Genomic DNA, 18,920 nt, shown 5'->3' on the forward strand with positions numbered 1-18,920 from the left:
CGCTTTAGAAGTTGACTTCGCAACCACCTGCCCTACCTCTCGGCTCTAGACTGACGCTATCAAATCGTCGCTCAAAGGGGTGTCACGTGGCAGAGCTCTGGTTGTTCCTGATGGCCTTGATGGTGGTCTACGTGTTGCCCGGGCCGGACATGATTCTGCTGCTGCAAACCGGTGCCCGTCAGGGCAGGGGCGCGGCGCTGGCGACGGCGGTGGGCCTGGGGGTTGCTCGTGGGTGTCATGTTGCATTGGCGGCGTTGGGGCTTTCGGCCTTGTTCAAGACAGCACCATGGACATTCGATGTGGTGCGCCTGGCCGGGGCTGCCTACTTGTTATGGATCGGTTTTCAATGCCTGCGGACCACCTTGTTGCCGAGTTTTGAAAGCGCCGCTGTCGAGGCCGGAAAGCGGCGTTGGCACCAGGCGATTCGGCGTGGGCTGCTGACGAACCTGCTCAACCCCAAGGCCTTGCTGTTTTGCTCAGTGCTGTTGCCGCAGTTCATCGATCCACAAGGCGGACCAGTGCTGGGGCAATTCGCGACTCTGGGCATGGTACTGGTCGGCGTCGGCCTGCTATTCGATAGCGCCTATGCATTGGCGGGTGTCGCACTCGGTCGCTGGCTTCAGCGTTCGCCTTCGGCCCAGCGCGTGCAGCAGTGGTTGTTTGGCAGTCTTCTGATTGGTTTTGCGGTACGGTTGACGTTTGTGCAGCAGTCATAGCGACCGTAGTTTCGCGAAGTGGCTCCTGGTATTTGGACTGTAAATCCAGGAGTTGCTTCGCCCCCCAGCGGGAGCAAACGCCCTCGCCACGAATACATTTTTCCTTCTAGATCATAGGCTGCGTGGCCGTTATCCATTGTCTACCTCGCAACTGATAACAGCGCACTAGCATGGGGTGCTAGGGGTCGAGCAAATCGTTCATCAACCTTCCCAACAAACCCAATTGCAACGCCGGCCCAGTCAGACTAGACTCCTCCCAAAATGGGAGAAAATAGGTGCGAATTATCGCGAGAGGTACCTTGCGGGAATTTTGGGAAAGCAATCCAGCTTATGCCGATTCCCAGACGCCATTGGTTGAATGGTATCGACACATGGAGAAAGCGACCTATCGAACGCCTCAAGAGATTAAGGCTGAACTCAGAACAGCCAGTATTCTCAAAAACGCCAGGGTTGTATTCAACATCGGCGGTAACAAATACCGAGTAATTCTGGCAATCGATTATCAGCGACAGCTTGGTTTTGTACGATTCGGCGGCACCCACGCCCAGTACGACCAAATCAACGCGGAGACCGTATGATGAACATCAAACCCATTCGCAACCAGGATGACTTGAATGCAGCGTTTACTCGCATCGAACAGCTCTGGGGTGCGGAAGTCGGTTCGGCTGAAGGCGATGAACTGGAAATCCTGGCCTTGTTAATCGAAAAATACGAGGACGAGCACTACCCGATGCCCCCCTCCGATCCAATTGAGGCAATTAAATTCCGAATGGATCAACAAGGCTTGACTCCGCGTGACTTGGAACCGTTCCTTGGTTCGAGCGGCCGTGTGTCTGAAGTGCTGAACCGCAAACGCAAGTTGAGTCTGGCGATGATTAAACGCCTGCACGACGGATTGCGAATTCCTTACGAGAGCCTACTGTCGGACGTTGCGTAATACATAACGACTCAACACCAATCTGCAGCAGCATCTCAAGATCAAAAAAACCGGTCCAACATGGCCGGTTTTTTTGCACTTTTTTCTGCAACAGCTAAAACTCGAGGGCTGCTTCGCCCCCCAACGGGAGCAAGCTCCCTCGCCACACAAGCATTACGTCCGGCTTCACATCCCGAAATAAACCCGCCCCGCCTCGCCGCCGCCCTTGTGCGACGCCGCTTCTAGACTTCGTTGCAGTGACTGCGCATGCCTCCCGAGGTCACCTTCGGTGGTTATAGTGTTGATCATTCATTTTCAGTAGGTATAGTACCTACCAAGCGCACGACACGGAGGTGTTGTGAATAGCCGATTTTTGATAGGCCAGATCATTGCAGACGGTTGGTATCTGGTGCGGGTTCGGGGCAGCCACCATCACTTCAAGCACCCGACCAAACCGGGATTGGTCACGGTTCCTCATCCGAAGAAGGACCTGCTCAAGAAAACGGCCATCAGTATTTTGCAACAGGCACTGCTTCAGCCGGCCCGTTGCGCGACGTTCGCGGAGGACGATGAATATGCTTTACCCGATTGCGATTTCCATGGGCGATGACAAGCACGCCTGGGGTGTTGAAGTGCCGGACATTCCCGGTTGTTTTTCCGCAGGCGACGACCTGGACGAGGCCATGGCGATGGCGCGTGAGGCCATCGAGGGTCACTTCGAGATTCTGGCTGAAGACGGCTCGCCGATTCCGTCGGCCAACACCGTCACCTTGCACGCCGCCAATCCGGCATATGCCGGCTGCACCTGGGCGCTGGTGGACATCGATGTGACCAAGTACCTGGGCAAGGCGCAGAAACTCAACATCACGTTGCCCGGCTATCTGCTCAATCGTATTGATGAATACGTGTTGCACCATCCTGAAGAGAAGAGCCGTTCCGGGTTCCTGGCTTCGGCAGCGCTGAAGGTGTTGCAACAAGGGCGCTGAGACGCCACCACCGACTGTGGGAGCGAGCTTGCTCGCGATAGCGGTGTGTCAGGCGCCCGTGATATCGCTGAGCCGACGCCATCGCGAGCAAGTCGCTCCCACAGGGTTGAGCTAGACGACTATTTGTTTTCCGTTCCCGACTCTTTCATCTGCACCGAGGACTTGGTGCCATCGGTGTTGTCCTTGGTCTCGTTACCCGAGTTGTCGAAGCAGCCTTGCAGGGCGAACAAACAGCAGGCAAGGCAAACAGTGCGTGCGAGGCTCATGGTGGACTCCGAAGCTGAGGACCTTAAGGAGTGACCTGCCAACGCGGCAATTGGTTGCGATGATTTTCAGGCTGCACGAAAAACTTGCCGAACAGCGGCGCCTGAAAATGTAAGCAGAATTTTCACCGTTTCGTTGCTGTCACACCAGACAGGTGCATCCATAAGGAACACAGCAATGACCTTCGCAAAAATCGCTCAAAAACTGGCCCTTTGGGCGGGGAGCCCCAAGACGTTTCTGGGGGCCATCGTGTTGTTGGCGCTCTGGGCCCTCAGCGGACCGCTTTTCGACTTCAATGACACATGGCAACTGATCATCAATACATCAACGACGATCATTACCTTCCTGATGGTGTTCCTGATTCAAAACACGCAGAACCGCGATACCGACATCTTGCATCTCAAGGTCGATGAGTTATTGCGAGCGACCAAGGAGGCACAGAATGCCATGCTCGGCCTTGAGTCGCTGGACCTCAAGCAACTGGAAGCGCTGAGAAAGCATTACCAGGCCATGGGCCAGGGTGAAGCCAAGAGTCTTGAAGGGCTGGAAGAAAAGAACAAAGTAGACCTGAACCAGTGCTGACGCAGACGCGCTGGAAGGTTCTCATTTTGGCGGGCAAAAATCAGCCGGGACGCGAACGTCCCGGCCCTGAATACAAAAACGCAGCGGATCAGCGGCTGGCCTGCAGCGCCCTGGCCATTTCGAGATGGGTCTGCAGTTTAGGCAGGGTTTCATCGGCGAAGGCCTTGATCTCCGGCACTTCGGTGGTCTGGGCCTCCTGCTGGATCTGCGCGATGGCCTCCTCGGTGGCCTTGACCTGGGTGGCGGCATACGCAGCCTCGAACGACTCGCCTTCCTTGACCTGCGGCATCAGGGCCTTGGCCTTGTCCGCCACCTCCTCCCGGGGGGCGACAGGCAAGTCGAGCTTCTTGGCGATCTTCGCCAGGTGTTGATTGGCCGTGGTGCGGTCATTGATCACCATGATGGTGTAGTCCTTGACCTCCCTGGATTCGGCTTTCCCGTGGGCCATGCGACTTGTCTCGATGTCGGCCATGCCTTTGGCGGAAGCATCGTTGATGAATTCGGCAGGCGATTGGGCCCAGGCACTGTTGGCGCCCAGGCCCATCAACACGACAACACTGGTGGTGCGAAAAAAGCTGGCCATACGGCTCATGGTCGCGCCCTCCTCTGATGAAAGTTCTGGTGGTTTATCCACCGTTGAATCAGAACCAGCCATGAATACAGCGAAACGTGCGACTCGACTTTCGACGGTTTCTATCGACGGTCGTGATGGTGGTTCTCCCACTTCTGCGACCCGCTTCGGACATCTTCGTTCGATCATGAGCAATGTTTGCCAGATAAATACCGCCTGAAGCGGGCATGGTCCAGCCCCCAATTCGTGGATGCAGGGCGCGCAGTTCTCTTCTCACATTCGAATTGGATACGGGTTGAAGGTTTGAGAAAGGTGCTCGTGCCACGACGAACGGTGGCGCGCTTTCAGATACCGAATGTCCTGTGATTCTGGCGTTTGGCCGCATACATCGCCTCGTCGGCGTGGCGGAACAGGGCAATATCTTCATTGCCATGGTCGGGGAAACAGGCCACGCCGATGCTCGGTTCGATGCTCAGGCAGTGCCCGTCCAGACGCAGCGGCTGGGCCAATGCATGGCGGATTTTTTCCTGCACGCGCTGGGCATCCTCCAAGGCCTGGATGCTGTGCAGCAGCACCACGAACTCGTCCCCGCCAATACGTGCCACGGTGTCGGTGTCGCGGATACAGCCCTTGAGACGATTGGCCACCGCTTGTAACAGCATGTCGCCAACCCCGTGGCCATAGGTGTCGTTGATCTGCTTGAAACGGTCCAGGTCGATGTACAGCAAGGCCATGCGCCCGGACGACGCGCGAGCGCTCGCCAATGCGCACTTGAACCGCTCCCGGAGTAATTCGCGGTTGGGCACCTGGGTCAATTGATCGTACTGAGCCATGTGCTGCAACCGGGCGTGCAATTGCTTGCGCTCGATGGCGACGGTGATCTGTGCGCAGACGTATTGCAGCAGTTCCTTGTCCTGCTCGGTGTAGCGCTCGTTGTGCGGCGCACTCTTGACGATCAGCGCGCCAATCGTGCCGCTCTGCGAGTTCAGCGGCACGCCCAGCCAACACGGCGCATCCGGCTGCGCCACAAGGTCGTCGAACCCCGGCGGCAAGTCGTTGCAACCGGGCGTCAGGAGGATTGGCTGGCCGCTGCGGATCACCTCGGCGCACAAACGCCCCGTGACCGTGCCCGGCAATTCGGGCTGCCCTTCCCGGTCGTCGACGTGATAAGGGAAGTTAAGTTGCGAACATTGTTCGTCATACAGCGCCACCGAAAAATTCAGCGCCGGCAGCCACTCGCCAATAATCAGGTGGATGCGCTTGAACAGCGCCAGCAGGTCTGCCGCGGCATGGGCTGCCTCGGAAATCGCATACAACGCCGCCTGTCGGGACTCGGCCTGCTTACGTTCGGTGATGTCCCGGGCTACGGCAATGCGCAGCTGGTCCGCCGGCGACCAGCGCGCCGACCACAGGATGTGCACCACCCGACCGTCCTTGCGCAGGTAACGGTTCTCGAAATTGAGCTTGGGCTCGCCGTCCATGATCTCCCGCGCCGCCTCAAGGGTCCGCTGGCGGTCGGCGGGGTGCACCAGGTCGATCATCGGCTGGCCGATCAGCTCCTGCGGGGTGTAGCCAAAAATCTGTTCACAGGCAGCACTGACAAACACAAAACGCCCTTGGCCGTCGACGGCACACACAGCGTCCAGCATAAGGTCGATGTAGCTGGCCAGCGGCGCGGAACTTCGAGTGTCCATGGGGCTGGAGGTCATCCGGATAATGCAACGGTGAGCGAAGCGAGTGTTGGTCAGTTCTTGACGCCGATACAACGAGCGAGACCGACGCGCCCAGTACCGATGAGGATAGCGCAGGCAATCATTCGTAGGGGATGAAACGCCAAGTAGGTCAGCCACTCGATTCGACACCGACCCGTCAGAACTCCGTAAAAAACACCATGCCGGCATACGGTGCCTGCCGGCAGGCCTTCAACCGCGACGCCAAGTCGCCCACATGGACCTCGAGCTTGTGCCCGTCCGGGTCGAGAAAGTAGAACGAATCACCCTCGCTGCGATTGTCTCGCCATGATGACACCTGGGCCGAGTTCAGCCGCGCCACCAGCTCCGGAAAATCCTCGGCAGCGATGCTGAAAGCGTAATGGGTGTAGCCCGCTGCCGGCTCGGGCCTGCGCAACGGGTCGAAAGCCAGGCACAACCACAAACCCGGCAGCGACAAATAGGCCCCGCGGTCCCACTTGGCTTCGAGACGCAGCTGCAATAGCTCGCCATAAAAAACCACACTGCGATCCAGGTCGGTGACAGCGAGGGTCAGATGATTGAGGCCTGAGAGCATCAGCAAGCTACCTTCCAAAAAAGAGTGATAACCCAGCGGGCTTGGGGCAAATCCAGGGTGCTCCGAAGCTCCGACACCACTGATGGATTCCCCGTCCAAGGTCCTAGGCAAAGTCCTACGCAGAAATCTCCAGTGACACTCAAGCACGCCGGAAACAGCCGATTCAAAGCCCTGCACAACAATCTGTAAAGTCTGGAAACACACCGCTATCGAAACACCCCACGGACAGCACCACTCACCAAGGAATGTAATCGCACCATGAACCAGACTGCTCAAGCGCCCCATCACTTCACCCACTACCGCAAGGTGATTTCCCTGGCAGACCAGAACTGGCAGGGCACCGAAGCCGGAAAAATCTCAGGGCTGAATGTCGAGGTCAAGACACCCAATGTGCTGGTCGACCAATACGGTCGTACCTTTCATCATTTCTGTACCACGTCCTACCTGGGCCTGGACTATCACCCCGCGTTGCTGGACGGCGCCATGACTGCCCTGTGGGAAACCGGAACCCTGCGGGTCGCCAACTCAAGGAATCGCTGCAAGCTGGCGATCCTGGACCAGTACGAAACCCAATTGTCGGAGCTGTTCGGGGCCAGTTGCCTCAGTGCCCTGTCGTGCAGTGCGGCCAGTGCTGGAATCCTGCCGTTGCTGGCCAGCGGCGCGTTCACCAACCATTGTTCGCCGGTCATGGTGTTCGACAAATACGCCCATTACTCGATGAACCACAGCAAGGCCGCCTGCGCCGATGAAACCCAGGTCGTCACCTGCCCGCACAACGACATGGACTTCATCGAAGACCTGTGCAAACGCCAGCGCTGCGTGGCGTACGTGGCCGACAGCGCCTACAGCATGGGCGGATTGGCGGACCTGGACAGCCTGATGTATCTCAAGCAGCGCTATGGCCTGTTTCTCTATCTGGACGACTCCCACGCATTGTCTGCGGTCGGGGAGTCCGGCGCAGGCCTGGTCCGTTCGCGCGTCCCGGCCGTGGATGAACGCACCCTGATCGTTGCTTCCTTGGCCAAGTCATTCGGCGCCAGTGGCGGGCTGGTCATGTTTGGCAGTGAACGGCACAAGACGCTGGTGCAGCGTTACGGTGGGCCGAGCAATTGGTCCCAGAGCCTGAACGCAGCGGCCATCGGCGCCGGCATGGCGTCGATCCGCCTGCACCACAGTCGAGAATTCAGCGCCCTGCAGGAGCGTTTGCAAGCTAATATCCGCCTCTTCGACAGCCTCGTGCGCACTGAACAGCGTGGCAATCCCATGGCAATCCGCATGCTGCCCTGCGGTGAAGCGACCCTGGCCAACAGCCTGGCCGTCGAACTGGCCGAACTGGGGTATTTCACTTCAGCGGTCTTTTTCCCCGTGGTGCCGCAAGGCAAGGCCGCCATTCGCATTACCCTGCGCGCCGACATGGAGCCGAACGTGATTCGCTCGTTTTGCGAAAAGGTCACCGAACTGCTGCTGACCCACGGGCGTGACATCCGCCCTTGAGACAGGACGCTCGATGAAGAACCGTACAACCCTGATCGTCACCTGCGCCACCGTTTTCCTGGCCCAACTGGGCATGAGCATCTACTTGCCGGCCCTGCCCGATATCGCCCGGGACCTGGGCGCCGATGCGTCCCGGGTTTCCTGGGGTTTGTCGGTGTACCTGATCGGCATGGCGCTGCCGATGTTGCTGTGGGGCAGCCTGAGCCAGCGACTGGGGCGCAAGCCGGTCTTGCTGGCGGCCTTGGGGTTGTACGGTTTGGGCAATCTGGCCCTGCCGCTGGGCACAACCGTGGAGGCGTTCCTGACGCTCAGGTTGATCCAGGGCATCGGCGCCAGCGGTATCTCGGTGATGGCGCGGGTATTGATTCGGGACAGCTTCAGCGGCGACCTGTTGGCCAAGGCGCTGTCCTGGATATCGATCGCCTTTGTGATTGCCCTCGGTATCGGCCAGTACCTGGGCTCGCTGATCCAGGCCGCTTTTGGCTGGGAGGCGATTTTCCATGGCTTGGGTGCCGTCAGCCTGGCCATGGCAGCGGCGGTGTCCCGGGCCAGGTTCCCGGTGCTGGTGCAAGCCGGCAACGGGCAATCGGCGTGGGGCATCTACGGGCACATCCTGCGACAACGCGCGTTCCTGCTGCCGGCCTTGGCCGGTGGGCTGGGTTACGGCGTGATCGTCGCCTTCAACACCGCCGCGCCGCTGATCCTGCAGGAGACCTTCCACTGGTCGCCCATTGAATACGGCCTGCTGGGCTGGCCGGTCAGTGCGGCGTACTTGCTTGGGGCGCTGGCGGTGAACGCTTTTGTACTGCGTAGCGGTCAACGGCGAATGATGGGCTGGGGCATCGCCCTGGTGCTGGGCGGGAGCATGACCATGCTGGCAGGCAGCCTCACCTTGAGCAGCATCGCGCTGCTCTTCTGGCTGCCGTATTGCTTCGCGGTGTTTGGCCAGTCGTTGATCTACCCCATCAGCCTGTCCCTCGCCAACGAAGGCTCACCGGTGGCCGGCGCTTATGCCATGGCGTTGAGTGGGTTCCTGCACCAGCTGATGGCCTCGGTGATCGGTGCCATGGCCAGCCTGTTGTTGAGCCAACAGGCCTGGCCGCTGGCGGCGTTGTGCGCACTGCTGGGGGCGGCGGCGATGCTCTGTGTGAAGTGCATGCCGCCGCGGGTCGTTTAAAACGCGCTACGGAAAATCTCTTCGATCTGCCGCTGGTCCGCCGCCCGTGGGTTGGTCAGGCCGCAGGCGTCTTTCAAGGCGTTGGCGGCCAGCACCGGTACGTCGTTGAGGCGTACGCCCAGGTCCCGCAAACCGGCCGGAATGTCCACGTCATGGGCCAGTTTGCGGATCGCCGCAATGGCGTCCCGGGCCCCCTCTTCCGGGCTGAAACCGCGTGTATCGGCGCCCATGGCATTGGCCACGTCGGTCAGGCGAACGGCGCACACCGAAGCGTTGAAACTCTGCACATGAGGCAACAGCACCGCGTTGCACACGCCGTGAGGCAGGTCGTAGAAGCCACCCAGCTGATGCGCCATCGCATGCACGAAACCCAACGATGCATTGTTGAACGCCATCCCCGCGAGAAACTGCGCGTAGGCCATGTTCTCCCGCGCGGTCAGGTCATTGCCGTCACGCACGGCCAGGCGCAGGTTGTTGCTGATCAGGGTGATGGCCTTCAGGGCGCAGGCATCGGTGATGGGGTTGGCGGCGGTGGAGACATAAGCCTCGATCGCGTGGGTCAGTGCATCCATGCCGGTGGCGGCCGTCAGGCTCTTGGGCATCGCCACCATCAGTGCCGGGTCGTTCACCGACATCAATGGGGTGACGTTGCGATCGACAATCGCCATTTTCACGTGGCGTGTCTCGTCGGTGATGATGCAAAAACGGGTCATTTCGCTGGCGGTGCCCGCCGTGGTGTTGATGGCGATCAGCGGCAACTGCGGCTTGCTCGAACGGTCGACACCTTCATAATCACGAATCTGCCCACCGTTGGTGGCGCACAGGGCAATGCCCTTGGCGCAGTCGTGGGGGGAGCCGCCACCCAGCGACACGACGAAATCACACTGGCTCTCCTTCAGCAGCCCCAGCCCGAGCTCGACGTTGGCGATGCTTGGGTTGGGCTTGGCGCCGTCGAAAATCACCGAGTCGATGTCCTGTATCGCCAACAACTCGGCCACCTTGGTGGCGACGCCGGCCTTGGCCAGCCCCGCGTCGGTGACGATCAGGGCTTTGCGAAAGCCGTAGTTGCGGATAGCGATCATCGCTTCATCGAGGCAGCCCAGCCCCATGATGTTCACGGCGGGAATAAAAAAAGTGCTGCTCATGGGGTCACGCTCCTGGTTGAGGCCGGATCGGCAGGGCCTACAGAATGACCGAGTAGTCATGACGCATCTTGATCTGGCTCAAGACTGGGTCGTGATAAAGTCGCGCCCTGCCTTTGCCACGTTTTGAGATGATCCTTGCGATGACCGATTTCCAGGAATACGACACCCGGCTCGAAGACTGGGAGGCCTTGCGCGCCGACACCGCCTTCAGCGGCCTGTTGGTGGGCAATGGGGCCAGCCGCGCAGTGTGGGATGATTTCGGCTATGACTCGCTGTTCGAAAATGCCCGCACCGTCGAGGAAAAACCCCTGAGCCCGTCGGAGCTGAGCGTGTTCGATGCGATGCAGACGCGCAGTTTCGAACAGGTGCTCGCTGCGCTGAAAACCACCAGTCGGGTCAACAAGGCCCTGGCCGTCAGCTCTGCCGCGCCGCGCAATCGCTATTACGCGATCAAGGAAGCGCTGATCAACACCGTGCATGCGGTGCATATCCCGTGGCGGCTGGTGCAACCGTCGACCCTGGCGGCGCTCAACCAGGAGCTGGGCCGCTACCGCACGGTGTTCACCACCAACTACGACCTGCTCAACTACTGGGCGATCCAGCAGGCGCCCGAGAGCATCAGCGACCTGTTCTTCGGCGATGACCACAGTTTCGACCTGAGCCAGGCGACCACCGACAAACCACGCCTGTTGTACCTGCACGGCGGCCTGCACCTGGTGCGCAACCAGGACGGCACGGCGCGCAAGCTCACCTCCACCGAAGGCACCTTGCTGGGCAGTTTCGCCATCAACAACACGATCAAGACCCTCGACGATGTGCCGCTGTTCGTCAATGAAGGCCCGAGCCAGGACAAGCTCAAGACCATCCGCAGCAGCGATTACCTGTCGTTCTGCTACGACCAGTTGCTGCAGCATGGCGACAACCTGTGCCTGTTCGGCCATGCCCTGGGCGAACAGGACAACCACATTGTGCAAGCCTTGCGCCTGGCCGCACCGAAAACCTTGGCGATTTCGATCTATCCCCGTAGCCAGGCGTTCATCCAGCATCAGAAGCGGCATTACGCCAAGGTATTCCAGGGGCTGGAGGTGCAATTGCGCTTCTTCGACGCGAAGAGCCACCCGCTGGGTGATCCGAAATTGTCGGTGCCGGTGGAGGTTTAGTCTCGGACTACATGACCTGGAAACTCAATGCCAGGTCAGCGCATGACTGTGGCGAGGGAGCTTGCTCCCGCTCGGCTGCGCAGCAGTCGTCATTTTGTGAGCCTGCTGCCTGGCCTTGGAACCGATGGGGACCGCTTCGCGGTCCAGCGGGAGCAAGCTCCCTCGCCACAAAAGCCCACTCGTTACAGCAGGCTCGCTCCCATAGGGATGGGTTCAGAGCGCAGCCACGGTCTTGTCCTTGATGACCGTCGTCGGTCCGTTGGCCTTGACGCTGGCGATGCCTTTGTCCCGGGCCGCGTCCGATGAATAAGCCTCACTGCTGCCAATCACTTCATGGTTGGCCGCCTTGAGGTTGAAATACGGATGGCCGTCCTTGGTGTTCTTGAGTTCATAACGCTCGGCCAACGGACTGTTTTTCTGCACCGAAGCAATGCCACCGTCGACACCGCTGCGGGTGGTGTACAGCTCACTGGTCAAGATTGTCTCGGCGTTGGCCGCCTTGAGTACAAACCGAAACTGGCCACTGCTGCTTTTGCTGATTTCGTACCATCCGGACATGATTTTTCTCCTGGCAATGAAGACATGCTCCGAGAGTAAAGACCCGCCGCGCTTGCCTTGCCAGTGCGTTACTACAAAGTGATCGCCGTGCCCAGCAGGGTCAGGAACCCCGCCAGCCAATTCGGATGCGCAGGCCAGGCCGGTGCGGTTGCGAGGTTGCCCTGGACATGGCCTTGGGTCACGGGAATGTCGATATAGGTCCCGCCCGCCAGCCGCACTTCCGGCGCACACGCCGGGTAGGCGCTGCATTCACGCCCTTCGAGGATGCCCGCCGCCGCCAGCAATTGCGCACCATGGCACACCGCGGCAATCGGCTTGCCCGCCAGATCGAAATCGCGCACCAGTTGCAGGACCGCTTCGTTCAGGCGCAGGTATTCCGGCGCTCGCCCACCCGGCACCAGCAGCGCGTCGTAGTCGGCGGCCTGGACGTTGGCAAAGTCATGGTTGAGGGCAAACAAGTGCCCCGGTTTTTCACTGTAGGTCTGGTCGCCTTCGAAATCGTGGATCGCCGTGCGCACCGTCTGTCCAGCGGTTTTGTCCGGGCACACGGCGTGCACGGTGTGGCCGACCATCTGCAGGGCCTGGAACGGCACCATGACTTCATAATCTTCGACGTAATCGCCGACCAGCATGAGGATTTTCTTCGCGGCCATGGGAAGGGCTCCTTTGGGGGATGCGTGAGTGGTTAACGCATTAAAGGTAGCCCGCTACGTCGGTAGATGAGGGATAAGCGCTGATTACCTGACGGGATGCACCTCAGCCCTTGTGGGAGCGAGTCCTGTGGGAGCAAAGCTTGCTCGCGATGAACGATGACGCGGTTCTAGCCGTTAAACCGTGTCGCCCTTATCGCGAGCAAGCTTTGCTCCCACAGTATTTGGGGCACCAGCCTCAGGCGAGGTAACCATCGGCCCGTAGCAGCGTTTCGAGGCAGTGCTCGGTAACGTGGTAGAAGGCCTTGAGCTCCTGGATCTTGGCCAGCAGCTCGGTGGGGTCCACCGGATCGGCGCGTTTGACGGCCAGGATCATCTTGTTCTTGTTGGTGTGGTCCAGGGAGATGAACTCGAAGACCTTGGTCTCGTAGCCGCAAGCTTCCAGGAACAGCGCCCGCAAGCTGTCGGTGACCATTTCCGCCTGCTGGCCAAGGTGCAGGCCGTATTGCAGCATCGGCTTGAGCAAGGCCGGGCTCTGGATCTGCAAGCGGATCTGCTTGTGGCAGCACGGCGAGCACATGATGATCGAGGCGCCCGAGCGAATGCCCATGTGGATCGCGTAGTCGGTGGCGATGTCGCAGGCGTGCAAGGCGATCATCACATCCACCGCGCTCGGCGCCACGCTGCGCACGTCACCGTGCTGAAAACTCAGGCCCGGGTGTTCCAGGCGCGCGGCGGCTTCGTTGCACAGCTTGACCATGTCTTCGCGCAGCTCGACACCGGTCACCACGCCTTCGGCCTGCAAGGTGTTGCGCAGGTAATCGTGGATGGCAAACGTCAGGTAGCCTTTGCCCGAACCGAAATCCGAGACCCGCACCGGTTTGTCCAGGGCCAGCGGCGAAGACGTCAGCGCATGGCTGAAGACCTCGATGAACTTGTTGATCTGCTTCCACTTGCGCGACATCGCCGGAATCAGCTCGTGCTTGTGGTTGGTCACGCCCAGGTCGGCCAAAAATGGCCGGCTCAGGTCGAGAAAGCGATTTTTCTCGCGGTTGTGCTCGGCAGATGGCACTTCTCGCAGTTGCTGGGGCTGGCTCTTGAACAGCGAGCTCTTGCCCTTCTTGCTGTACTCCAGCTGCGCCTCGTCGGTGACCGCCAGCAAATGCGCGTTCTTGAACGATGCCGGCAACAGCGCAGCAATGGTTTCCACCCCTTCGGCCACAGGGAAATTCTTGGTGATGTCGCGGGTCTTGTAGCGGTAGACGAAGGACAGGCACGGCTGATCCTTGACCGTCAGCTGCTTGATGATCAGCCGCTGGAGGTCCGCTTCTTCACCCACGTACTTGGCCAGCACCAGTTTGATGAAAGCGTTCTGTTCAAGGCTGGTGCGCAGCAGCTCGATGAACTGGGCGTGGTGATCCGGCGCGGGACGGACGGGCGTTGCGGTGGCAGACATGAAAAAACGGCCTCGGGGCGGGGCAAATCGGGAATGGCGGGTATTTTAGGGGGGATGGGCAGCGAGGGCACGGAAAAGTTCGTGTGGCAAGCAGTAGCCTCTGTGGGAGCAAGGCTTGCCCGCGATGAATACGCCGCGATAGTGCAGGCTCACCGCGTTATCGTTCATCGCGAGCAAGCTTTGCTCCCACAGGCTTGTGCTGGCAGCGAATTTTCAGCCCAGCACCACCAACCGATTTGGCAGTTCATTGCGTTCCTGGGTCACGGGCACGTGCTCCTTGAGCAATTCGCCGCACGCTTCGATGCAGGTCACGAAACCCTGCAAGGTCTGCCCCTGGCGAACTTGCTGGGTGAACGCTGCGACGATGGCATCCCAGCATTTGTTGTCCAGGCGCTTGGAAATGCCTTCGTCCACCAGGATTTCCACGTACCGCTCAGCCTCGCAGACAAAGATCAGTATCCCCGTGCTGCCCACCGTGTGGTGCAGGTTCTGTTCGAGGAATTGCCGGCGCGCCAGGTTGGAGGCCCGCCAGTGACGCACGGAACGGGGGATCAGGTGCGTGGTGATCCTGGGGATGCGAAACACCAGGCACAGCACAATGAAACTGACCCACTGCACCAGCAACAGGCTGTGCATCGTCAACCAACCGGAGAGGTAATGGACCACACCGGGCACCACCAGGGCCAGCAGGCTGGCCCATAACAGCGGGATATAGGCGTAGTCGTCGGCACGGGCGGCCAGCACCGTGACCAGTTCAGCGTCGGTATACCGCTCGACCCGGGCGATGGCCTCGGCGACTTTGCGTTGTTCGTGTTCAGTCAGTAATGCCATGTTAAAAGTGCCTGCTCATTATTATTATCACCAGCCGCCCGACGAACCGCCGCCCCCGAAACTGCCACCGCCACCACTGAAGCCCCCGCCGCCTCCGCCGCCGAAGCCTCCACCGGAACCGCCCGAACGGCTGGAGCCACCGCTTCCGGTCGGCAGGATACCGAGCATCTGGCAGACCCATATCGTCAAAATAAACAGGATCACCAGAAAGATGAACAGCCCGGGATGGCGCTCGACGAAATCACTCGGCTCTTGCTGCCCGTCTGCACTGTACGCCGGTGCCGGCTCGTCCAACGGGCTGCCGCCCAGCACCACCAGCATCGCCGCGACGCCGTCGCTGATGCCTTTGTTGAAGTTGCCGGTCTTGAAGGCCGGGGTGATCACCTGGTTGATGATCACCGAACTCTGCGCATCGGTCAGGCGATCCTCCAGGCCGTAGCCCACTTCGATGCGCAGTTTACGGTCATCCCGAGCGACGATCAGCAGTGCGCCGTTGTTTTTATCCTTCTGCCCGATGCCCCAGTGGCGCCCCAGTTGATAACCGAAGTCTTCGATGCTGCTGCCTTGCAAATCCGCCAGCGTGACCACCACTACCTGTTCGCCGGTGGCCTGTTCATGGGCCTTGAGCTGCGCTTCCAGTTGCGCGCGCACCGACGGTTCGAGCATCTGGGCGGCGTCCACCACCCGCCCGGTCAATGCTGGAAACTTCAGCTCGGCCTGGGCCGTGATGGCAAACACCCAGAGCAACAGCACCAGGCCAAATTTCAACACGCGCATTGGAACTCCTGTGTGGGAGCGAGCGGCTGTGGGAGCTGAGCTTGCTCGCGATGAAGGCACCTCGGTCTTGCTAATGACCGCGTTATCGTTCATCGCGAGCAAGCTTTGCTCCCACAGGCTCGCTCCCACAGTTTTTTCAGAACTTCACTTCAGGGGCTTTTTCGGCATTGGGGCTGGTGGCCTCGAAGGTTTCGCGGATCGGCAGGTCGCTGTACATCACGCTGTGCCACAGGCGCCCCGGGAACGTGCGAATTTCGGTGTTGTACTTCTGCACGGCCAGGATGAAGTCGCGGCGGGCCACGGCGATGCGGTTCTCGGTGCCTTCAAGCTGCGATTGCAACGCCAGGAAATTCTGGTTGGCCTTGAGGTCCGGGTAACGCTCGGACACCACCATCAACCGGCTCAACGCGCCGGTCAGCTGGTCCTGGGCCTGCTGGAACTGCTTGAGTTTTTCCGGGTTGTCCAGGGTGCTGGCATCGACCTGGATCGACGTCGCCTTGGCCCGCGCTTCAATCACCGCGGTCAGGGTTTCCTGCTCGTGCTGGGCGTAGCCCTTGACGGTTTCCACCAGGTTGGGAATCAGGTCGGCGCGGCGCTGGTACTGGTTCTGCACCTGGCCCCAGGCGGCCTTGGCCTGTTCGTCCAGGGTCGGGATGTTATTGATGCCGCAACCGGCCAGCAACGTGGTGAGCAGCATCAGGGCCAGCATCGGCAAGCTGCGAAGGTGGTTCAGTCGTGGATTCATCGAGTGGAGCTCTCCGTTGCATGACATTGGAAAAACACGGCCACCTATCTCACCGGCGCCTGGGGCATAATCTGCCGCCGCACTGGATTGAAACGGGTCGATGGGCTAAAAGATGCGCAGTGCGAAACTAAGTTCAGCCCAATGGGTTCGAAAGTGTGCTGCATTTAACTGAACAACAATAGCCGCTCCTCACATTTTGGCTGATCGGCGTGTCGTGATTACCGCCCTTTAGGCTTGCGAGAAAATTATTCATGAAGAAGCTGTGTTTGCTGGGCCTGTTTGTCAGTCTGGCCAGTCAATCCGTATTAGCCGACAACCTGCCAGCCCCCATAGAGAACAAGGACGCCTTCATCAGCAACCTGATGAAGCAGATGACCCTCGAAGAGAAGATCGGCCAATTGCGCCTGATCAGCATCGGCCCGGAAATGCCCCGGGAGATGATTCGCAAGGAAATTGCCGCCGGCAACATCGGGGGCACGTTCAACTCCATCACGCGCGATGAAAACCGTCCGATGCAGGACGCGGCCATGCGCAGCCGGTTGAAGATCCCGATGTTCTTCGCCTATGACGTGATCCACGGCCACCGCACGATTTTCCCGATCCCCCTGGCCCTGGCCTCGAGCTGGGACATGGACGCGATCTACCACTCCGGCCGCATCGCGGCCAAGGAAGCGGCCGCCGACAGCCTGGACATCACCTTTGCGCCGATGGTCGATATTTCCCGCGACCCACGCTGGGGCCGCACCTCCGAAGGTTTCGGCGAGGACACCTACCTGGTGTCGCGCATCGCCGGGGTGATGGTCAAGGCGTTCCAGGGCAACGGCGCCAACGCGGCCGACAGCATCATGGCCAGCGTCAAGCACTTCGCCCTGTATGGCGCAGTGGAAGGCGGCCGGGACTACAACACCGTGGACATGAGTCCGCTGAAAATGTACCAGGACTACCTGCCACCCTACCGCGCCGCCATCGACGCCGGGGCCGGTGGGGTGATGGTCGCGCTGAACTCCATCAACGGCGTGCCGGCCACGGCCAACACCTGGCTGATGAACGACCTGCTGCGCAAGGAATGGGGGTTCAAGGGCCTGGCGGTCAGTGACCACGGCGCCATTTTCGAACTGATCAAGCACGGCGTTGCCAAGGACGGTCGCGAAGCGGCGAAACTAGCGATCAAGGCCGGCATCGACATGAGCATGAACGACTCGCTCTATGGCAAGGAACTGCCAGGGTTGCTCAAGGCCGGTGAAATCGAGCAGAGCGACATCGACAACGCGGTGCGCGAAGTGCTCGCGGCGAAATACGACATGGGCCTGTTCAAGGACCCGTACCTGCGCATCGGCAAGGCCGAGGACGACCCGGCCGACACCTACGCCGAAAGCCGCATGCACCGCTCCGACGCCCGTGACGTGGCGCGCCGCAGCCTGGTCCTGCTGGAAAACCGCAACCAGACCCTGCCCCTGAAGAAGACAGCAAAAATCGCCCTGGTCGGCCCGTTGGCCAAGGCTCCGATCGACATGATGGGCAGTTGGGCCGCGGCCGGGCGTCCTGCGCAATCGGTCACCCTGTTCGACGGCATGACCCGCGCCCTGGGCGCTGACTCGAAGCTGATCTACGCCCGTGGCGCCAACATCACCGGCGACAAGAAGGTGCTCGACTACCTGAACTTCCTCAACTTCGATGCTCCGGAAGTGGTAGACGACCCGCGTCCGGCCCAGGTGCTGATCGACGAAGCGGTAAAAGCCGCCAAGGATGCCGATGTGGTGGTGGCCGCCGTGGGTGAGTCCCGTGGCATGTCCCATGAATCGTCGAGCCGTACCGACCTGAACATCCCGGCCAGCCAACGCGAACTGATCAAGGCCCTGAAGGCCACCGGCAAACCGCTGGTGCTGGTGCTGATGAATGGCCGTCCGCTGGCGTTGCTGGACGAGAAGCAGCAGGCCGATGCGATCCTGGAAACCTGGTTCAGCGGCACCGAAGGCGGCAACGCCATCGCTGATGTGCTGTTCGGCGACTACAACCCGTCGGGCAAGCTGCCGATCACCTTCCCACGCTCGGTGGGGCAGATTCCGACCTACTACAACCACCTGAGCATCGGCCGGCCATTCACGCCAGGCAAGCCGGGCAACTACACCTCGCAGTACTTCGATGACACCACCGGCCCGCTCTATCCGTTCGGTTACGGCTTGAGCTACACCGAGTTCAGCCTGTCGGACATGGCCCTGTCGTCGACCACGCTGAACAAGACCGGTAAGCTCGATGCCAGCGTGACATTGGAAAACACCGGCAAGCGGGACGGCGAAACCGTGGTGCAGCTGTACATCCAGGACGTGACCGGCTCGATCATTCGCCCGGTGAAGGAACTGAAGAACTTCCGCAAGGTGATGCTCAAGGCCGGCGAGAAGAAAGTCATCCACTTCACCATCACCGAAGACGACCTGAAGTTCTTCAATGCCCAACTCAAGTACGCGGCAGAGCCGGGCAAGTTCAACGTGCAGATCGGCCTGGATTCCCAGGACGTGAAGCAGCAGAGTTTTGAGTTGCTCTGATCCCCAGGCAACACAAACCCCATGTGGGAGCGAGCTTGCTCGCGATAGCGGCTTAACATTCAA

At 60.1% G+C, this 18,920-nt stretch carries 20 protein-coding genes and 1 pseudogene; 10 read left to right on the top strand and 11 right to left on the bottom strand.

Annotated features, from left to right (window positions below; genetic code table 11):
* The first annotated feature begins 86 nt into the window (after positions 1–86).
* The 5 genes and pseudogenes from AB4Z20_RS11700 to AB4Z20_RS11720 all read left to right on the top strand — a co-directional run bounded on the left by AB4Z20_RS11700 (position 87) and on the right by AB4Z20_RS11720 (position 2,618).
* A complete protein-coding gene (locus AB4Z20_RS11700) occupies positions 87–716 on the top strand; it encodes a LysE family translocator (RefSeq protein WP_253472196.1) in 630 nt (209 codons plus the stop codon).
* Between the two features lie 275 nt (positions 717–991).
* A complete protein-coding gene (locus AB4Z20_RS11705; RefSeq protein WP_442089911.1) occupies positions 992–1,294 on the top strand; it encodes a type II toxin-antitoxin system HigB family toxin in 303 nt (100 codons plus the stop codon).
* On the top strand, positions 1,294–1,653 hold the full coding sequence (locus tag AB4Z20_RS11710) for a helix-turn-helix domain-containing protein (RefSeq protein ID WP_018606969.1): 360 nt from the start codon (positions 1,294–1,296) through the stop codon (positions 1,651–1,653). Before AB4Z20_RS11705 ends, AB4Z20_RS11710 begins: the two co-directional genes overlap by 1 nt.
* Before the next feature lie 337 nt (positions 1,654–1,990).
* Positions 1,991–2,167 (top strand): annotated as a pseudogene (locus AB4Z20_RS11715) (type II toxin-antitoxin system HicA family toxin); the annotation flags it as partial.
* Positions 2,168–2,207: 40 nt separating this feature from the next.
* Complete coding sequence (locus AB4Z20_RS11720; protein ID WP_018606974.1) at positions 2,208–2,618, top strand: type II toxin-antitoxin system HicB family antitoxin; 411 nt, start codon at positions 2,208–2,210, stop codon at positions 2,616–2,618.
* 119 nt (positions 2,619–2,737) lie between these two features.
* Here AB4Z20_RS11720 and AB4Z20_RS11725 read toward each other — a convergent pair whose 3' ends face one another.
* Positions 2,738–2,884: a hypothetical protein gene (locus AB4Z20_RS11725; RefSeq protein ID WP_258690530.1), complete on the bottom strand. Its 147-nt coding sequence runs from the start codon at positions 2,882–2,884 to the stop codon at positions 2,738–2,740.
* Positions 2,885–3,059: 175 nt separating this feature from the next.
* Between AB4Z20_RS11725 and AB4Z20_RS11730 the strand changes: the two genes are divergently transcribed.
* A complete protein-coding gene (locus tag AB4Z20_RS11730; RefSeq protein WP_057449713.1) occupies positions 3,060–3,464 on the top strand; it encodes a low affinity iron permease family protein in 405 nt (134 codons plus the stop codon).
* Positions 3,465–3,552: 88 nt separating this feature from the next.
* On the opposite strand, the gene AB4Z20_RS11735 is transcribed toward AB4Z20_RS11730, so the two are convergent.
* From AB4Z20_RS11735 to fos, 3 genes are all read right to left on the bottom strand, one after another.
* Positions 3,553–4,056: a DUF4142 domain-containing protein gene (locus AB4Z20_RS11735; protein ID WP_027911683.1), complete on the bottom strand. Its 504-nt coding sequence runs from the start codon at positions 4,054–4,056 to the stop codon at positions 3,553–3,555.
* A 323-nt stretch (positions 4,057–4,379) separates the two neighbouring features.
* Positions 4,380–5,729 (bottom strand): diguanylate cyclase domain-containing protein, encoded by a 1,350-nt coding sequence (locus tag AB4Z20_RS11740; protein ID WP_442089913.1) that lies wholly within the window; start codon positions 5,727–5,729, stop codon positions 4,380–4,382.
* Between the two features lie 175 nt (positions 5,730–5,904).
* Positions 5,905–6,321 (bottom strand): fosfomycin resistance glutathione transferase, encoded by a 417-nt coding sequence (gene fos / locus AB4Z20_RS11745; protein ID WP_442089931.1) that lies wholly within the window; start codon positions 6,319–6,321, stop codon positions 5,905–5,907.
* A gap of 258 nt (positions 6,322–6,579) precedes the next feature.
* Between fos and AB4Z20_RS11750 the strand changes: the two genes are divergently transcribed.
* On the top strand, positions 6,580–7,815 hold the full coding sequence (locus AB4Z20_RS11750) for an aminotransferase class I/II-fold pyridoxal phosphate-dependent enzyme (protein ID WP_442089914.1): 1,236 nt from the start codon (positions 6,580–6,582) through the stop codon (positions 7,813–7,815).
* 13 nt (positions 7,816–7,828) lie between these two features.
* The gene (locus AB4Z20_RS11755) at positions 7,829–8,992 is read left to right on the top strand and encodes an MFS transporter (protein WP_214512118.1); all 1,164 of its coding nucleotides are present in this window, start codon (positions 7,829–7,831) and stop codon (positions 8,990–8,992) included.
* Here AB4Z20_RS11755 and yiaY read toward each other — a convergent pair.
* On the bottom strand, positions 8,989–10,137 hold the full coding sequence (yiaY, locus tag AB4Z20_RS11760; RefSeq protein ID WP_253472165.1) for an L-threonine dehydrogenase: 1,149 nt from the start codon (positions 10,135–10,137) through the stop codon (positions 8,989–8,991). The two genes, AB4Z20_RS11755 and yiaY, sit on opposite strands and share 4 nt — an antisense overlap.
* Before the next feature lie 140 nt (positions 10,138–10,277).
* On the opposite strand from yiaY, the gene AB4Z20_RS11765 reads away from it, so the two are divergent.
* On the top strand, positions 10,278–11,297 hold the full coding sequence (locus AB4Z20_RS11765; RefSeq protein ID WP_442089916.1) for a DUF4917 family protein: 1,020 nt from the start codon (positions 10,278–10,280) through the stop codon (positions 11,295–11,297).
* Positions 11,298–11,510: 213 nt separating this feature from the next.
* On the opposite strand, the gene AB4Z20_RS11770 is transcribed toward AB4Z20_RS11765, so the two are convergent.
* The 6 genes from AB4Z20_RS11770 to AB4Z20_RS11795 all read right to left on the bottom strand — a co-directional run bounded on the left by AB4Z20_RS11770 (position 11,511) and on the right by AB4Z20_RS11795 (position 16,314).
* Positions 11,511–11,855 (bottom strand): YegP family protein, encoded by a 345-nt coding sequence (locus AB4Z20_RS11770; protein ID WP_057449704.1) that lies wholly within the window; start codon positions 11,853–11,855, stop codon positions 11,511–11,513.
* A gap of 71 nt (positions 11,856–11,926) precedes the next feature.
* Positions 11,927–12,508, bottom strand: a complete 582-nt coding sequence (locus AB4Z20_RS11775) for a DJ-1/PfpI family protein (protein ID WP_253472161.1) — start codon at positions 12,506–12,508, stop codon at positions 11,927–11,929.
* A gap of 235 nt (positions 12,509–12,743) precedes the next feature.
* Complete coding sequence (locus AB4Z20_RS11780) at positions 12,744–13,961, bottom strand: class I SAM-dependent methyltransferase (protein WP_320390023.1); 1,218 nt, start codon at positions 13,959–13,961, stop codon at positions 12,744–12,746.
* A 213-nt stretch (positions 13,962–14,174) separates the two neighbouring features.
* On the bottom strand, positions 14,175–14,792 hold the full coding sequence (locus AB4Z20_RS11785; protein ID WP_253472157.1) for a TPM domain-containing protein: 618 nt from the start codon (positions 14,790–14,792) through the stop codon (positions 14,175–14,177).
* Between the two features lie 27 nt (positions 14,793–14,819).
* On the bottom strand, positions 14,820–15,569 hold the full coding sequence (locus tag AB4Z20_RS11790) for a TPM domain-containing protein (RefSeq protein ID WP_442089919.1): 750 nt from the start codon (positions 15,567–15,569) through the stop codon (positions 14,820–14,822).
* Positions 15,570–15,705: 136 nt separating this feature from the next.
* Positions 15,706–16,314, bottom strand: a complete 609-nt coding sequence (locus AB4Z20_RS11795; RefSeq protein WP_003198691.1) for a LemA family protein — start codon at positions 16,312–16,314, stop codon at positions 15,706–15,708.
* A gap of 251 nt (positions 16,315–16,565) precedes the next feature.
* On the opposite strand from AB4Z20_RS11795, the gene bglX reads away from it, so the two are divergent.
* Entirely contained in the window at positions 16,566–18,857 is a 2,292-nt protein-coding gene (gene bglX, locus AB4Z20_RS11800; protein ID WP_367861392.1) for a beta-glucosidase BglX, read from the top strand.
* The last annotated feature ends 63 nt before the right edge of the window (positions 18,858–18,920 follow it).

It is taken from the genome of Pseudomonas sp. KB_12, assembly GCF_052114545.1.
GTDB classification, from domain to species: domain Bacteria; phylum Pseudomonadota; class Gammaproteobacteria; order Pseudomonadales; family Pseudomonadaceae; genus Aquipseudomonas; species Aquipseudomonas brassicacearum.

Bases quoted from the DNA above. Each gene is read 5' to 3' on its own strand.
- AB4Z20_RS11710 (WP_018606969.1), top strand. From the start codon at position 1,294: ATGAACATCAAACCCATTCGCAACCAGGATGACTTGAATGCAGCGTTT.
- AB4Z20_RS11720 (WP_018606974.1), top strand. From the start codon at position 2,208: ATGCTTTACCCGATTGCGATTTCCATGGGCGATGACAAGCACGCCTGG.
- AB4Z20_RS11725 (WP_258690530.1), bottom strand. From the start codon at position 2,884: ATGAGCCTCGCACGCACTGTTTGCCTTGCCTGCTGTTTGTTCGCCCTG.
- AB4Z20_RS11730 (WP_057449713.1), top strand. From the start codon at position 3,060: ATGACCTTCGCAAAAATCGCTCAAAAACTGGCCCTTTGGGCGGGGAGC.
- AB4Z20_RS11735 (WP_027911683.1), bottom strand. From the start codon at position 4,056: ATGAGCCGTATGGCCAGCTTTTTTCGCACCACCAGTGTTGTCGTGTTG.
- AB4Z20_RS11740 (WP_442089913.1), bottom strand. From the start codon at position 5,729: ATGGACACTCGAAGTTCCGCGCCGCTGGCCAGCTACATCGACCTTATG.
- fos (WP_442089931.1), bottom strand. From the start codon at position 6,321: ATGCTCTCAGGCCTCAATCATCTGACCCTCGCTGTCACCGACCTGGAT.
- AB4Z20_RS11750 (WP_442089914.1), top strand. From the start codon at position 6,580: ATGAACCAGACTGCTCAAGCGCCCCATCACTTCACCCACTACCGCAAG.
- AB4Z20_RS11755 (WP_214512118.1), top strand. From the start codon at position 7,829: ATGAAGAACCGTACAACCCTGATCGTCACCTGCGCCACCGTTTTCCTG.
- yiaY (WP_253472165.1), bottom strand. From the start codon at position 10,137: ATGAGCAGCACTTTTTTTATTCCCGCCGTGAACATCATGGGGCTGGGC.
- AB4Z20_RS11765 (WP_442089916.1), top strand. From the start codon at position 10,278: ATGACCGATTTCCAGGAATACGACACCCGGCTCGAAGACTGGGAGGCC.
- AB4Z20_RS11770 (WP_057449704.1), bottom strand. From the start codon at position 11,855: ATGTCCGGATGGTACGAAATCAGCAAAAGCAGCAGTGGCCAGTTTCGG.
- AB4Z20_RS11775 (WP_253472161.1), bottom strand. From the start codon at position 12,508: ATGGCCGCGAAGAAAATCCTCATGCTGGTCGGCGATTACGTCGAAGAT.
- AB4Z20_RS11780 (WP_320390023.1), bottom strand. From the start codon at position 13,961: ATGTCTGCCACCGCAACGCCCGTCCGTCCCGCGCCGGATCACCACGCC.
- AB4Z20_RS11785 (WP_253472157.1), bottom strand. From the start codon at position 14,792: ATGGCATTACTGACTGAACACGAACAACGCAAAGTCGCCGAGGCCATC.
- AB4Z20_RS11790 (WP_442089919.1), bottom strand. From the start codon at position 15,569: ATGCGCGTGTTGAAATTTGGCCTGGTGCTGTTGCTCTGGGTGTTTGCC.
- AB4Z20_RS11795 (WP_003198691.1), bottom strand. From the start codon at position 16,314: ATGAATCCACGACTGAACCACCTTCGCAGCTTGCCGATGCTGGCCCTG.
- bglX (WP_367861392.1), top strand. From the start codon at position 16,566: ATGAAGAAGCTGTGTTTGCTGGGCCTGTTTGTCAGTCTGGCCAGTCAA.